The organism is Deltaproteobacteria bacterium (assembly GCA_019309045.1).
Classification (GTDB): domain Bacteria; phylum Desulfobacterota; class Syntrophobacteria; order BM002; family BM002; genus JAFDGZ01.
Genome location: JAFDGZ010000031.1, coordinates 1 through 15,716 on the forward strand (window position 1 = coordinate 1; position 15,716 = coordinate 15,716).

Annotated in this window: 10 protein-coding genes; all 10 read left to right on the plus strand. The window is 54.7% G+C overall.

Annotated elements, in window-relative coordinates:
- Window positions 1-1,172: FAD-dependent oxidoreductase (locus JRI89_08355; GenBank protein MBW2071252.1), on the plus strand; the 1,172-nt coding region annotated here is incomplete at its 5' end.
- A gap of 19 nt (window positions 1,173-1,191) precedes the next feature.
- Window positions 1,192-1,614 (plus strand): hydrogenase iron-sulfur subunit, encoded by a 423-nt coding sequence (locus JRI89_08360; GenBank protein MBW2071253.1) that lies wholly within the window; start codon window positions 1,192-1,194, stop codon window positions 1,612-1,614.
- Between the two features lie 30 nt (window positions 1,615-1,644).
- Complete coding sequence (locus JRI89_08365) at window positions 1,645-2,790, plus strand: 4Fe-4S binding protein (protein ID MBW2071254.1); 1,146 nt, start codon at window positions 1,645-1,647, stop codon at window positions 2,788-2,790.
- A gap of 53 nt (window positions 2,791-2,843) precedes the next feature.
- Window positions 2,844-6,275, plus strand: coding sequence for a response regulator (locus tag JRI89_08370; protein ID MBW2071255.1), 3,432 nt, complete (start codon window positions 2,844-2,846; stop codon window positions 6,273-6,275).
- Between the two features lie 76 nt (window positions 6,276-6,351).
- A complete protein-coding gene (locus JRI89_08375) occupies window positions 6,352-6,921 on the plus strand; it encodes a 4Fe-4S dicluster domain-containing protein (protein ID MBW2071256.1) in 570 nt (189 codons plus the stop codon).
- Window positions 6,918-7,787, plus strand: coding sequence for a CoB--CoM heterodisulfide reductase iron-sulfur subunit B family protein (locus JRI89_08380; GenBank protein ID MBW2071257.1), 870 nt, complete (start codon window positions 6,918-6,920; stop codon window positions 7,785-7,787). Before JRI89_08375 ends, JRI89_08380 begins: the two co-directional genes overlap by 4 nt.
- Before the next feature lie 721 nt (window positions 7,788-8,508).
- Window positions 8,509-10,101, plus strand: coding sequence for a 4Fe-4S dicluster domain-containing protein (locus JRI89_08385; GenBank protein ID MBW2071258.1), 1,593 nt, complete (start codon window positions 8,509-8,511; stop codon window positions 10,099-10,101).
- 2 nt (window positions 10,102-10,103) lie between these two features.
- Window positions 10,104-11,003 (plus strand): disulfide reductase, encoded by a 900-nt coding sequence (locus JRI89_08390; protein MBW2071259.1) that lies wholly within the window; start codon window positions 10,104-10,106, stop codon window positions 11,001-11,003.
- 91 nt (window positions 11,004-11,094) lie between these two features.
- Window positions 11,095-14,118 carry a CoB--CoM heterodisulfide reductase iron-sulfur subunit A family protein gene (locus JRI89_08395; protein ID MBW2071260.1) on the plus strand — a complete coding sequence of 1,008 codons (3,024 nt, stop codon included), beginning with the start codon at window positions 11,095-11,097 and terminating at the stop codon, window positions 14,116-14,118.
- A 284-nt stretch (window positions 14,119-14,402) separates the two neighbouring features.
- A complete protein-coding gene (gene purD, locus JRI89_08400) occupies window positions 14,403-15,698 on the plus strand; it encodes a phosphoribosylamine--glycine ligase (protein MBW2071261.1) in 1,296 nt (431 codons plus the stop codon).
- Window positions 15,699-15,716 lie beyond the last annotated feature (18 nt).

A 15,716-nucleotide genomic window follows, 5' to 3' on the forward strand; every position in this document is an offset into this window, starting at 1 on the left:
TCAGTTTTTCTGAGGTGGCTGTCGGCTTCGACCAGGAGCAGGCTCACCAGGAGAGCCAGCGCTGCCTCAACTGCGGCGTCTGCTCCGAGTGCATGGAGTGCGTCCGCGTCTGCGAACGAGATGCCGTCGACCATCGCATGAGCGAGCAGGAAGTGGAGATCAAAGTGGGCAGCATCATTCTGGCCACGGGTTTCGACGCCCTAGACCCTGCTTCTATACAGCAGTACGGCTACAACCGCTATGCCAATGTGTATACTGCTCTCGAGTTCGAGAGAATGAACAATGCCGTGGGTCCCACAGGCGGACGTATTTTGCTGGCCAATGGCGAGCCACCCGCCAGCGTCGGCATCATCCACTGCGTTGGCAGCCGGGACGTCAACTACCACGAGTACTGCTCCCGCGTTTGCTGCATGTACGCCCTGAAGTACGGCCATCTCATCAAAGAAAAGGTGGGCCACGACACTAGAGTGTATAACTTCTACATTGACATGCGGTGTTTCGGCAAAGGCTACGAGGAATTTTACCGCCGCTTGCAACACGAAGGCGTCATCTTCATTCGCGGCAAGCCAGCAGAGATAACAGATCAGCCGCAGAGCCTGGAGGAGGAAGGCAAACTCATTGTAGTGACGGAAGACACCCTGCTGGGCAGAAGGTTGCGGCTGCCCGTAGATATGGTGGTTCTCTGCACTGCCATGGAACCTGCCGAGGATGCAGCAGAAATGAGTCGAGTCTTTGGCGTCAGCCAGGGAAGTGATGGATTTTTCTTGGAGGAACACCCAAAGCTCGGGCCGGTGTCCACGGCCAGCGACGGCATTTTCCTGGCAGGTACCTGCCAGGGGCCCAAGGATATTCCAGATACTGTCTCGCATGCAGCTGGGGCTGCGGCGCAGGCTCTTGCTCTAGCCAGTCGAGGAAAGGTGGCGATCCCCTCCACTACCTCCTGGATCGATCCCGATGTGTGTGCCGGTTGCCAGAGCTGTATCCAGCTCTGTGCCTACTCTGCCATAGACTTCGACGAGCGCCGCCTGGTTTCCGTGATCAACGAGGCTCTCTGCAAAGGCTGCGGCAGTTGCGCTGCCTTCTGTCCGAGCGGGGCGGCACGCATCAAACATTTTACAGGCAAACAGATATTCGCAGAAATAGAAGGTATTCTTGAAGAGGTAGGTTCCTGACTGTTATTGGAGGGCAAAAATGGCTGATTTTGAGCCGACGATCATTGCTTTTGTCTGTAACTGGTGCACCTACACTGCTGCTGATCTGGCGGGTACCTCCAGACTGATTCAGCCTGCCAATGTGCGAATGATTCGCATGATGTGCACGGGCATGGTGGATCCCAAATACATCATCAAAGCCCTTCTGGAAGGTGCAGACGGGGTGCTGATAAGCGGCTGCCATCCAGGGGACTGCCACTACATCAACGGCAATCTCAAGGCCCGCCGCCGGGTAAAATTGCTGAAAGAGATCCTGCCCAGATTTGGCTTTGACGAGGCCAGATTGAAAATGACCTGGATAGGCGCCAGTGAAGGAATCGATTTTGCCGAAACCATGAAAGAACTGATGGCCGAAGTGAAAGCCCTGGGCCCCAACACTGTTCGCAAGCAGATGGTGCTGTAGGCACATCCCTGTTGCTGCTGGAGGAGAGTGATGGCTGCAGTAAGCATAATTGAAGTGCAAGAAGGAAATCCGGTCATTTCGCTGCGACAATTCTTCAAAGAACTACTCCGCCTGGACGAAGTGATCGGTCTGTTGGCGGCACAACACCTCCCTATGAAGAATGTGGTGATGCCCACCTTGATAACAGACCCTGAAAAGCTCGCGGGTGTCGATCCATTAGCGCCGGCGTTTCCCCTCAATGCAGCCAAGGTGGTGGCCAAACTCACCCGGAAGCCGTTAGGGGGAAAGATCCTGGCTGTGCTCAGGCCTTGTGAGATCCGCGCCTTTATCGAGCTGGTCAAGTTGAAGCAGGGTATGGTGACTGATGTGGTGCTGCTGGGTGTAGACTGCCTCGGCGCCTACAGTAACATCCACTATCCTCAGTTTGCCGGTGGTGATGGCCCGGAGTCGACTCTGAGATTCTATCGAAACATCTGGAACAACAAGGGGACAGCCTGCAACGATTTTGATCTGTCGGCTGCCTGCAAGGCCTGTGAACATCCTGTGGCAGACAATGCCGATATTCTCATAGGTTTGCTGGGAATGAACATTGAAGAACAGCTCCTGGTGCAGGGCAACACCGAAAAAGGTGCGGCTCTCCTGGCCCAGACGGGCATGCCGGCAGGCAGGGAGCCAGCTGAGAGAGAAGAGGCAGTGACAGCGCTGCTACAGAGCCGCTGCAATTATCGCGATCAGATGTATGCTGCCACCAGCGAGGCTACGGCTGATCTGGCCAAACTCACCAGCTATCTGGCCAACTGTGTCAACTGTTACAACTGCAGGGTTGCCTGCCCCGTCTGTTACTGCAAAGAATGTGTCTTTGTCACCGACGTCTTCGATCACGAACCATGGCAATATCTTCGCTGGGCCAGCCGAAAAGGTGTGCTCAAACTGCCTACTGATACGGTCTTTTACCATCTAACCAGGCTGGCTCACATGAGTACTGCCTGTATCGGCTGCGGCCAGTGCTCCAATGCCTGTCCGAATAACATCCCGGTCATGGAGTTGTTCAGGACTATTGCCAGCTACACCCAGGCTGCCTTCGATTGCGTGGCTGGCCGAAGTGTTGATGAACAGCCGCCTCTGTCGGTGTTTCGAGAGCATGAGTTTCCGGAAGTTACCGGCGGCAAAGAATAGGGCCGTCCTGCCTTGGAATCTGAGAGTCATCAGGAAGCGTGAGGTAAGCAAGCATGAGGAAGAAAACAGGCTCGGCTCTGGTAGTAGGGGCGGGAATCAGCGGTATTCGAGCTGCCTTGGATCTGGCCGAATTTGGCTATCAAGTCATTCTCATAGACAGGACACCTCATCTTGGCGGAGTCCTGACGCAGCTGGACTATCAGTTTCCCACTGATCACTGCGGCATGTGCAAGATGCTGCCGCTGGTGGAGCGAGATCATTCATCCCAGTACTGCCTGCGCAAGGGGCTTTTTCACGAAAATATCGACATCCTGCTTTCCACGGAATTGGTGAATCTGGAGGGGGAACCCGGCAAGTTCCAGGCAACATTGCTGCAAAAAGCCAGCATGGTCGACCCCGAACGCTGCAATGGCTGTGGGGAGTGTTCGCTTGTCTGTCCTGTGGAGGTGCCGGACGAATTCAATGCTGGTCTCAGCCTTAGAAAAGCAGTGTATTTGCCTGTACCCCACAATATTCCCAATCACTACGTGGTTGACATGGCTTCCTGCACCATGTGCGGCGAGTGTGAGAAGGTGTGTGCCACAGGCGCCATTGATTTTGGCTGGGAGGCGCGGCGGCAGTTTCGTATTCTGGTGGTAGATGATGAACTCATCATTCGGGATTCCTTGAAAGAGTGGCTCGAGGAGGAAGGCTTCCGCGTGGACATGGCCGCCTCCGGGGCCGAGGCCCTGGAGCAGCTTGGCAGGGAATCCTATCAGCTGATGCTGCTGGACATCAAGATGCCCGGCATGGACGGGGTGGAGGTGCTGCAGCGCTCCAAAGAGGTGCGCCCTGAGCTGCCGGTGGTAATGATGACCGCCTATGCTACGGTAGAGACTGCTGTGGAGGCGATGAAAATTGGCGCTTACGACTATTTGATGAAGCCTTTTGATCCAGAGACTCTTGTTCCCCTGGTAGTCAGGTTGTATGAGGGGCTCGAGCGCCGAGGCGAAAAGCAGCTGCAGGTGGGCGCAGTGATCCTGGCTGCCGGCTTTTGCTCGTACAATCCAGCTGCAGACAGGAATATCTATGGTTATGGTCTGCTGCCCAATGTGGTCACCAGCATGGAGTACGAGCGAATGGTTAGCCGCACTGGACCGAGCAGCGGCAGGCTGCTGCGGCCAAGCGACGGCAAACAGATCCGCAGGATTGCCTGGCTGCAGTGCGTAGGCTCCAGGGACCGGCAGGGGGATGCTGATTATTGTTCGGCTGTATGCTGCATGATTTCCATAAAGGAGGCCTTGCTGGCAAAAGAGCGCAGCCAGGGAGAGGTGCACACCGCCATATTCTATATGGACATGCGAACCTTTGGCAAAAACCACCAGAGGTATCGCCACAGAGCGGAGCATGATTTCGGTGTGCAGTTTATCAGGAGTCGCGTGCACTCGGTATCGCCAGCCAGCCAGGAGGGCGATATTCTGGTTTCCTACACGGATGCGGCGGGAGTGAACAGAGAAGAACCCTTTGATCTGCTGGTGTTGGCAACCGGTCAGAGACCACCAGCAGGAGCGGCGGCTCTGGCTGAGATGACCAGTGTAGATCTCAATTCCTGGGGATTTTGCCAGGTGGAAGAATTCTTCCCGAGCCGCAGCAGCCGGGAGGGTGTCCTGGTGGCTGGCTCATTTTCTGGTCTGCGCGATATTTCCGAATCTGTGGTGCAGGCCAGTTCAGCAGCATGCGCAGCCTCACAGCTGCTCCACTCCAAAGGAGGAACCCTTGCTGCAGAAGTGAGGCTTCAGGATGACTATCGAGACGTCTCTCGGGAGCCTCCTCTGTTATACGTAGCCATCTGTACTTGTGGGGGCAAACTGCAAGAGGATACAGCTCTGCAAGAAATCGAAAAAATGCTTGCCTCTCGCCCTGGAGTGGTGGGGGTAGAGCGCATTCAACGGGTTTGCACCAAAGAGGGCTGGGCGCAGCTCGAAGATGCCCTGCGGCAAAGTGAGGCCAATCGGGTTGTTATCGGTGCCTGTATGCCTTATGTGTACACAGAGAGATTGCGCCAACTGGGCCAGCGTCTCGGCCTGCAGCCGGCACTTATGGATGTGGTGGATATTCACTCTGCAGCCCTGGCTTCTGGCGACGAGCAAGGCAGCCAGCAGGGAACTGCGGCGATCTGGTCGGCCCTGGCCATGGCTATGGGCAAGCTGCAGGGCATGGATCCTCTGCCGGCGACGCAAAAGAAAATCATCCAGAAGGCCCTGGTGGTGGGTGGCGGTATCGCTGGTATGACTGCAGCTCTTGCCATTGCTGACCACGGATTCGAGGTTGTGCTGGTGGAGCAGCAGGCAGAGCTGGGTGGTAATTTGCGCTGGCTTGCCCGCACGCTTGGCAGTAGTTCTCCCAGGGAGCTTCTGGAGGCAACAGTCAAGAGAGTCGAAGACCACCCGCACATTTCTCTTTTCAAAAAGGCCCGAGTTGTGCACTCGATCGGAAGTGTTGGACATTTTCTCACCACCATCGAGAAAGAAGACGGCCTTGGCGAGATCTGCAAGCATGGCGTCGCTGTATTGGCCAGCGGCGGTGAAGAGGCGAAAACCAAATCTTATTGCTTTGGGGAAAGTGAGAGCATCGTCACCCAACTGCAGCTGGAGGAGGGGCTTGATAAGGGCAGCATTGATCCAAGAGAGCTCAAAGTGGTGGTAATGATCCAATGCGTTGATTCCCGTGAGGAGCCCCGAAATTATTGCAGCAGAGTCTGCTGCGGTTCAGCCTTGAAAAACAGTCTCTATCTTAAAAAGATTAACGAGGATATTACTGTCTATATCTTCTATCGGGACATGATGACCTACGGTTTCCGGGAGACTCAGTTCACAGAGGCCAGAGAAGCCGGGGTGCTGTTCATCCAGTACGATCTGCAGCAGAAGCCTGTGGTAACAGTGGCTGACGGCCGCCCAAGTGTGCGTGCCAGGGAACCTGTGCTGGACAGGCAGATAGTGATTCACCCAGATCTGCTGGTGCTCGGTACAGGTATTTCTCCTGGCAACAACGAGGAACTGGCAAGAATTTTTGGAGTAGACCTGGACGAAGATGGCTTCTTCCAGGAGGCGGAGTCCAAATGGAGGCCCGTTGATTTTCTCAAAGAGGGGATCTTCACCTGCGGCATTTCCCTTGGGCCGCGTGACATTGCGGAGTCCATCGCTTCTGCCGAGGCAGCGGCGCAACGGGCCTTAAGGATCCTCGGCAGGGATTGTCTGCTCGCCGGAACAGTAGTGGCAGAGGTACACCACTCTCTGTGCGCCCTCTGCGAGAGGTGCATACAGGCATGCCCATACGGGGCCAGGTGGCGGGACGAGGAGGAAGAAAAGGTAGTGGTGGACGAGCTCATGTGCCAGGGATGCGGCTCCTGTGCAACAGTATGCCCAAACAGCGCCTCGGTAGTGCGCAGCTACAGAGATCAACAGGTGTTTTCCATGATTGATGCTGCGCTGGATGAGATTTTCTAGACCCTGAGGACCGCAGATGCCCTGCTTGCCGCCGAGACCATAGAAGCAAACAGTAAAGCAAAACAGTGGAGGTCGTATGACTGAACAGCAAACATCCCAGGGCCGCATACCTCTGGCGAAAGAATCAATTGCCAGCGTTCGAGAGCTCCTCAAAGAATGTATGCAATGCGGAACTTGCACTGGTTCGTGCGCAAACAGCTACGCTATGGACATCACTCCGCGGAAGCTGTGGCGGCTCGTTCAGCTGGGCTTTCAGGAAGAGATTTTTGCCAGCAGGACCTTTTCCCTCTGCAGCAGCTGCTACTATTGCACCCTGCGATGCCCGAGAGGCTTGCCCTTGACAGAAACGATTCATGCGCTCAAGCGGCTTGCTGCTGCCCAGGGATTCGTTGCCGACAAGAAAGGTCCGCGCTTCTACCGCTCGTTTCTCGGTACTGTTCGTCGCTACGGCAGGGTGCGGGAGATGGAGCTCATGGGACGCTATTTCCTGAGCATGAAAAACCCCTTGCTGCCGCTGGCATTTGCTCCTCTTGGCGTCAAGCTGATGCTCAAAGGCAAAGTAGCACCTGAAATCCCCAGGATATTCGGCCCTGGCAAGCTGGAAGCCATATACCGCAAAGTGGAGGAACTGGAGTCAGGCTCATGAAATACTTTTATTATCCCGGTTGTTCTCTGCAGGGTACGGCCATGGAATACCACATTGCCACCAAAGCGATAATGGCTGCCCTGGTTGTGGATTTGCACGAAATCGATGACTGGACCTGCTGCGGCGCCAGTGCAGCAGAGGCGGTGAACTCTCTGCTGTCGCTCGCCCTGCCGGCACGGAACCTGGCTCTGGCCGAACTAGCAGATTCTCACTGTGACGTGGTAATTCCCTGCAGCGCCTGCTTTCTGAACCTGAAGAGAGTGGAGGTGAAGATTCGTGAAGATGCTGGACTCCTGGGGAGATTGAACGAGGTACTCGAGGTGGAGGGCCTCAGCTACTCGGGCAGCCTAAAATCCCGGCACCTCCTGGATGTGCTTGCCCATGACCTGGGTGCCGATATGATTGCTTCCCATCTCAAAAGAGACCTGGCTTCACTGCAAGTCGCCCCCTATTATGGCTGCCAGTGTCTGCGTCCCTATGGTGATTACGACGACCCTGAACAGCCACACTCCATGGAGCTGCTCATCAGAGCTCTGGGTGCTGCCGTGTTTCCCTGGACCGTGGCGGCAAAATGTTGTGGTGCTGGTCTGATGACCACTAAAAAGGAAGTGGCCCTTGAACTGACCGGAGCAATCCTGGCTGCTGCCAGAGGAGCAGACTGCATCGTGACGGTCTGCCCCATGTGCCAGATGAATCTGGAGAGTGCTCAGAGAAAGATTTCCCGCCTGCGAGGTGAGAAGTTGTCCATACCTGTGCTCTATCTGCCGCAGCTCATCGGTGTTGCCCTGGGATTGTCCGCAGAAGCTCTCAAGCTGCAAGCCAACATGATTCCTGCTCGCTCCCTGCTGACAAAGGTGGCTGGGTAGGGTAATAGTCGTTGTCGCAGCTAACCTGTACTTTCCCTGGAGGCAGATTGAAAGACAAGGCATCCAAATGAAAGAATAGCAGTCTAAGCCAGCAGATTGATGAAATATTCTTACCGTGGAAACATTTTTGTGCTATATTGGCAACATTCCATATGAGGGCTGGCTTTCTGCAAAGAGTCTGCTTGCGGGGTTGCTTTCCGAAACTGGTGTTGATGGCTAACTGAGTTACCCGGCATCTGCTTTTCCTGCGGTTCGTCTCGTGTCCGATTCCCTCTCGGTTCTTCATTTGCAAACTATCAGGGCGAATTAAGCCAAGGGCCCACGATGGTTACAAAGTAGATTTTCATTTGCCGGTGTGTTGTCTGCCTCTGGTAGTTTTTCCCTGCGGGGAGAGAGGCAAGCCTCATGGCCCCAGATGGTAGGATCTAGCCGTCCAGGTGTTATTGTTGTTGAAAACACTGCTTTTGCTACCTGTATGATGCAGGGGCGCGTTCAATGGGCTTTCTCCTGTTAGAAAGCCACAAGTCAATTGGGGAAGAGGAAGATGTTTTTCTCCGCTACTCTGTATTGTGCCCTCCTTGTTTTTGCACTAGGTACAGCTTATAAAATTTCGATCTGGTTTCGCGCCGCAATTCCTGGAGATAGAAGAGCAATTCCCGCTTCTAGCAGGCTGTCAGCTGCAGTCAGAGGGATCGTCTCCACCCTGGGCAGTGCGAAAATCGTGACGCTGTTCAGGGTTTTTTTTGTAGACGTCCTCCTGCAGATAAGGCTGCTTCGGCAGGACTTTCTCAGGTGGTTCATGCACATTTGTATCTATGGCGGTTTCATGCTGCTCCTGCTGATGCATGCCCTGGATAAATTCATTACGCAGCCGCTTTTTCCTGGATATTTCCCAACTCTTAACCCCTTCATGTTCTTGAGAGATCTTTTCGGTGCTCTGGTCCTGCTGGGTATTATTATAGCGGTCTACCGGCGCTATATCTTGAAGGTTCCGAGTCTGCGGAGCCGCGGGCAGGATCACTATGCTATCCTGATCCTGACAGTGATCATCTTGTCAGGCGTGTTGTTGGAAAGTAGCAAGATTACCTCTTACTCTAGATTCAAAGAAATGGTCAGTGAGTACACGGTGGCCGCCGATGAAGAAGAACTCAGGACACTGGAGGCCTACTGGGTAAAGGAGCTCGGTCTGGTCTCACCGCAACTATCTGGGCCTTTCGATGCGGCAACCCTGGAGATGGGCAAAGAAGCTCACGAGATGAACTGCGCTGAATGCCATTCACGGCCGCAGTCCGCTTTTCTCAGCTACGCTTTGTCCAGGGCTATCAAGCCCATAGCCCTGACTCTGGATCGGGTCAACATTCTTGCCATTTTCTGGTATATTCACTTTCTTGCCTGCTGGCTGGGCCTTGCCTATTTGCCCTTCAGCAAGATGTTTCACATATTTGCCGGTCCCCTGAGTCTTCTTGCCAACGCCGTCATGGAAGAGGGGAAATCACTGCCTGCCAATGTGGCCACCAGGGAAGTAATGGAACTGGATGCTTGTACCCACTGCTGCAGTTGCAGTGTGAGCTGCTCCATGAGCGCGGCCTTTGCAAGCATCGGCAATGTGAATATTTTGCCGTCGGAGAAGTTAGCCGCAGTCAAGGCCTTTATAACTGGCAACAATATGACGGAGCAGCAACTGAGGCTGCTTCGCCAGGGGCTCTACCTGTGCACCAGTTGCAATCGCTGCACTGAGGCATGCCCAGTGAGCATACACCTTCAGGATCTGTGGCTGCACCTGAGGGAAAACCTTCTGCAACGAGGAGAGCCAGAACTGCTTGCCCTGACGCCCTTTTCTTACACTCGCGGCCTGGGGAGGCAAGAGCTGCTTGCAGAAGATTACCTGGCACCATTGACGGCAGCCAGGGAGGCTATTATAGAGAAATGGGGGGAGGTGGCAGGGCCGGACAGGGTTCCAGGCCTAAAGCCTCTCGACCAGGAATTCAAGAGCAGTCTCGATTTATCCACGCAGGCGAGCACATTCTCCGCCTGCTTCAACTGCCAGACCTGCACCACAGTGTGCCCGGTGGTGGCCAGTTTCGAGCACCCTCAGGAGGAACTAGGTCTGTTGCCGCATCAGATTATGCATGCCTGTGCACTTGGCCAGCGCGACTTGGCCCTGGGCTCCTATATGCTATGGGATTGTCTTAGCTGCTACCAGTGTGAGGAGCAGTGCCCGCAGGGAGTGTGTCTCACTGAGGTGTTCTATGAATTAAAGAGTCTAGCCATAAAGCAGTTTGCCGAAAAAATTTCCCAAAAAGAGGGAAGATGACCGTGAAATATGCGCTCTATCTTGGCTGTCAGATTCCGGCTCGTCTCAGCCAGTACGAATACTCCGCCCGAGCAGTATTGCGGAAACTAACAGTAGAACTGGTGGACATAAAAGAGTTCAACTGCTGCGGTTATCCGCTGAGAAGCTTCGATTTTCGCACATTCGTCTTTTCTGCCGCCAGGAACCTGGCTCTCGCTGCCAGGGCAGAATTGGACATGATAGTTCTCTGCAAATGTTGCTTCGGCAGCCTCAAGAAAGTGGAGCACCTGTTGCATCAAGATTCTGCCTGGCGGGATGATATCAATGGCCTTCTCAGCAAAGAAGGGCTGCGGTACACAGGAGATATTGAGGTCCGTCATCTCCTTTCTGTGCTTTACCACCAGGTGGGCCTGGAAGCCATAAAGGACAAAATAGAAAAGCCGTTCCATGCTCTGAAAATTGCAGCCCATTACGGCTGCCACGCCCTGCGGCCGAGCAGGATTGTCCAGTTCGACGACCCACTGGCCCCCTCCATATTTGATCAACTGGTAGAGGCAACCGGAGCAGAGAGCATCTCCTGGGCGGCACAACTGGAGTGCTGTGGCGCGCCCCTGGGCGGCGTAAACGACGAACTATCTATGAGCCTTACCGAGAAGAAGCTTACAGACGCCCAAAGATCTGGAGCAGAATACCTTTGCACTGCCTGCTCCTACTGCCAGCTCCAGTTCGATGTTGTCCAGGGCATTATGGTGGACAGGCAGGGGAAAGACCACGGGCTTGCTGCCATTCTCTACCCTCAGCTCCTTGGTCTGAGCCTGGGTATCCCCAGGGATGCCCTGGGGTTTGCTCTGCACAGGCTGCCCGCAGACGACATAGAGAAGTACCTGGCAGCGGAACCTCAGGGAGAAGCAGCGGAGGCGTGAACACCTTTCCACGGATGTATATTCTTTCACCTTACCAGACGAGGTACAGGTTTTCCATGTTTACTGTAACGGCGAGAAAGGAGAATAACCTATGACCGGGGCGGTGATGGTGGTGGGAGGCGGCATCGCCGGCATGCAGACATCTTTGGACCTGGCCGATTCCGGCTACTATGTCTATCTGGTGGAGAGATCAGCTTCCATAGGTGGTCTCATGTCCCAGTTGGACAAGACATTTCCCACCAACGACTGTGCCATGTGAATCATCTCCCCCAAACTGGTCGAGGTCGGCCGGCATCTGAACATTGAACTCCTGACTCTTTGCGAAATAGAGGATATCTTCGGGGAGGCTGGGGATTTTACGGTCAGGCTCAGACAGCATCCTCGCTATGTTGATATGAACAAATGCATTGCCTGCGGCACCTGTGCGGAAAAATGCCCCCGCAAGGTAGCCAATGAGTACAATGCGGCGCTCGACAAACGCAAAGCAATCTACGTGCAATACGCCCAGGCAGTGCCGCTCAAATACACTATTGACGCTGAGCACTGCATCTATTTCGAGAAAGGCAAGTGCAAAGCCTGTGAGAAATTCTGTCCCACCGGCGCCATTGATTTTGCTGATCAGGAAAAAGAATTGAGCCTCAAAGTGGGGGCCGTTGTCATTGCCCCCGGGGCAAATGTGTACGACCCTGCCGTCTACGATGTCTATGGCTACAAAAGATTTGCCAATGTGGTAACCAGCTTGGAGTTTGAACGCATGCTGTCCGCCACCGGCCCCTATGGCGGGCACCTGCTGAGGCCTGCTGACGGCAAAGAACCGGAGAAAATCGGTTGGCTCCAGTGTGTCGGCTCCCGTGACATTCATCCGGGGACCAATCCGTATTGTTCTGGTGTGTGCTGTACCTACGCCATCAAGGAGGCCATTGTTGCCAAGGAGCACCTCCGGAATTTGGCTGCTACTGTCTTCTATATTGATATACGCACCCATGGCAAGGATTTTGAGAAATACTACAACCGGGCCAAAGAGATGGGGGTTCGCTTTGTCAGAGCAAGAATCGGCAAAGTGCGGCCAGCAGATGCAAAAGGCAATCTGCGCCTCTGCTACACCAACGAGGCCGGTGCCCGGATCGAGGAGGATTTTGATCTGCTGGTGCTTTCTGTGGGGCTCCAGCCAGCGGTCCGGACAAAGCATCTGGCCAGTACCTTGGACATTCTGCTTGATCAGTATGGTTTTGTCGAAACGCCCACCTTCAAGCCAGTGAGTACATCGAGAGGCGGGATTTACATATGTGGTACTGCCAATGGTCCCAAAGACATCCCGGACGCAGTGATGGAGGCAAGTGCTGCAGCCTGTGCTGCTTCCTGCAGTCTGGCAAAAGTTCGGGGCACTCTGGCGCGCGAGAAACCCACCGTGCCATTGCAAGAGGTTTCTTCTGAGAAGCCGCGGATCGGTGTGTTTGTCTGTAACTGCGGTGTCAATATTGGCGGAGTGGTGCGTGTTCCCGAAGTTGTTGATTATGCCAAGAACCTGCCCAATGTGGCATATGCCGAGGAAAACCTTTTTTCTTGTTCCCAGGATGTGCAGGAGGCCATACGGCAGGTAATCATTGCAGAAAGACTGAACAGAATCGTGGTGGCAGCTTGCTCGCCGCGCACTCACGAACCACTATTCAGGGAGACCTTAGAATCTGCTGGCCTCAGCAAGTATTTATTTGAGATGGCCAACATCCGCAACCAGGACTCGTGGGTACACCAGAATGACCCGGATGCCGCCACCTTGAAAGCCAAGGACCTGGTACGCATGGCAGTAGCCAAGGCTGCGCTTCTTGCTCCGCTTGAGGAACAACACTTTCCCATTACCCAGACAGCATTGGTGGTTGGAGGAGGTCTGGCGGGCATGCAGGCCGCCCTCAGCATTGCCGACAGCGGCTTTGCTGTCCATCTGGTGGAAAAAACAGCACAACTGGGCGGCCAGGCTAACCACATCCAGTGGAACTGGAAGGGGCAAGATGTGCAAGCATTCCGGACGTTGTTAGAGGAGAAGATTCGTCAACATCCTCTCATCAACATACATCTTGGCACAGAAATAGATTATGTGAACGGCTTTGTGGGCAATTTCCGCTCCACTCTCAGAAAGACAGGAAGCGGCAGGCAGGCCATTACAGTGGAGCACGGCGTCATAGTGCTTGCTACCGGGGCAAGACCTTACAAGCCTGAAGAGCATCTATATGGCAAACACCCGCACGTTTTCATCTGGCATGAACTGGATGAACTGGTGGTGCGCCAAGATCCAACTGTGGCTGAGGCGCGTTGCGGCGTCTTCATTCAATGTGTTGGCTCCAGGAACCAAGAACGTCCATATTGCAGCCGTATCTGCTGCAGCTACAGCCTGACGGCAGCGCTCAAAATCAAGAAAATAAATCCCAGGGTGAATCTTTACATCCTTTACAGAGATATCCGCACCTACGGTCTCAGGGAAGATCTTTATGCCAAGGCCCGCTCCCAGGGGATAATGTTCATCCGCTATGATTCCCAGAACCCGCCCAAGGTGACGGTGGGAGAGGATGGGGCTCTGGAGATCACGGTTGTGGATCAGGTGCTGCGGCGGTTGGTCAAGTTGCAGCCCGACTTCATCAATCTGGCCAGCGCAATTGTTCCTTCTGCAGTGGACGAGTTGGCCCGGATACTGAAAGTAGCAGTCAACCAGGAAGGCTTTTTCCAGGAAGCACACGTAAAATTGAGACCGGTTGATTTTGCTACAGACGGCATTTTTGTATGCGGTCTAGCTCACTATCCGAAAGACGTGGACGAGTCTCTTACGCAGGCTATGGCGGCGGCGAGTCGTGCCGTGGCCGTGCTGGCAAAAAAACAATGGGTGAGCAGCGGTCAGGTGGCCCGGATTGATGAAACAACCTGTGTTGGCTGCCAGGGATGTGCCCAGGTGTGCCCCTACGGGGCTGTAGAGTATGTGGAAAGAGAGCGCATCTGCCAGGTCAATGTGGCCTTGTGCAAGGGCTGCGGCAGTTGCGCCGCAGCCTGTCCCTCAGGCAGTGCCCGCTTGCTCGGCTTCGAACGCCAGCAATTGCACGCCCAAATCACTGCCTTCATGCAAGCGTGAAGACGGAGCCCGACTGGCGCCGTTGCCTGTGCTCAACCTCTGCCCTCAGAGGGCCGAAGCAACACTACAGCCAGATTCTACCAGCACCAGGGCAGCGGTTGTGCCTGCCGCTTTCTAGAAGACGCACATTTTTTGTGCGAGAAATTCGATTTGACTCGATCCCGCCTTTCTGCTACTTTCCATCGGCATACAAACAAAGAGCTTTTTCAAACGATTGCCCAGCAAAGAAGCCAAAGCGGCTGAATTTGCGGTCCAGGTAAGAGGAAGGAAGGGTGAAGCAGGGGATGAAGATACTCGTTATCGGCAGCGGTGGTCGCGACCATGCCATTGCCTGGAAGTTTTCCCAGAGCCCCAGGGTGCGAAAGGTCTATGTGGCCCATGGCAATGCCGGCATTTCTCAAACAGCGGAATGTGTCAATGCCAGGACCATAGAGGAGATGGCAGCATTTGCCGCCGAAGAGCGCATTGATCTGACCTTTGTGGGTCCCGAGAGTCCCTTGTCTGCTGGCATTGTGGATCTTTTTGAACAGCAGGGACTAGCCATTGTGGGGCCGACCAGGGCGGCAGCCAGGTTGGAGTACTCAAAATGCTACGCCAAGGAGTTGATGAGGGATCTGGGCATTCCGGTGGCAGACTTTGAAATTTTTGACGATCCTGCCCGGGCACGCGACTATGTACGGCAGGTGGGCTACCCGGTGGTGGTCAAGGCTGACGGACTTGCTGCTGGCAAGGGCTCACTGGTGTGCGACGATGTTGCTCAGGCTGAAGAGGCCGTTCATCTCCTCATGGAAAAGTGCATCTTCGGAGACTCCGGCAAGAAGGTGGAAATAGAAAGGCGGCTTTACGGTAGAGAGCTGTCGTTTTTCTGCTTCACCGACGGCGATTCAGTCATGCCAATGGTGGCGGCGCAGGATTACAAGAGGGCCAGAGACAACGACGAAGGCAAGAATACCGGCGGCATGGGATCCTACTCTCCTCATCCCTGGCTGACTGAAGAGATGTCGCGCAGCATCATGGACCGCGTAATACTGCCCCTGATTCACGGTTTCAGAGAGAAAACAGGAATCGTGTACAAAGGCGTGCTCTACGCAGGCTTGATGCTGGTGGAAGAAGGCGAGGACATCATCCCCTATGTGCTGGAGATCAATATCAGGCAAGGGGATCCCGAGGCCCAGGTGATCTTGCCGCGCCTGGAAAACGACCTGGTGGATATTTCCGAGGCCATTGTGGAAGGGAGACTCCACGAGATCCAGCCCCGCTGGCACCCTGACTACCGTCTCTGCCTCATAGCGGTAAGCGGCAGGACAAGAGGGAAAAAGGGATGGTACAAGGGATATCCCGAGCGCTACAAGATCGGCGTGCCCATCAGCGGCCTGGGACAGGTCGATCAGGAGTGCCTGGTTTTCCATTCCGGCACAGGCTTTGGTGAAGATGGCCGACTCATCACCACTGGCGGCCGAGTCCTCTGTATTGTCAGCAGAGGGCGAAGCCTGGCAGAGGCTAGAGACAAAGCCTATCGGGAAATGGCCAAAGTGGAATTCCAGGGAATGTACTACCGAAGCGATATCGGCAAGGAGTAAGACCATGCCCTTCCCGGG